Annotated in this window: 1 protein-coding gene; it reads left to right on the forward strand. The window is 65.7% G+C overall.

From position 1 onward, the window contains the following. Positions 1-230 (forward strand): efflux RND transporter permease subunit (locus SB753_RS42145; RefSeq protein ID WP_410805835.1); only part of this gene is annotated, 230 nt, incomplete at both ends.

The raw sequence follows: 230 nt of genomic DNA on the forward strand, positions 1-230 counted from the left end.
TGCGCCGCAAGGGCGCGATGCTCGCGGTGTACGCGATCCTGGTCGGTGCAACGGTGCTGATCGCGCGTATCGTGCCGGGCGGTTTCGTGCCCGCGCAGGACAAGGAGTATCTGATCGCGTTCGCGCAACTGCCGAACGGCGCGTCGCTCGATCGCACGGAAAAAGTGATCCGCGATATGCGCGCGATCGCGCTCAAGCAAAAGGGCGTGGAAAGCGCGGTGGCGTTCCCC

The sequence above is a fragment of the Paraburkholderia sp. SIMBA_053 genome, from assembly GCF_046534895.1.
GTDB classification, from domain to species: domain Bacteria; phylum Pseudomonadota; class Gammaproteobacteria; order Burkholderiales; family Burkholderiaceae; genus Paraburkholderia; species Paraburkholderia caledonica.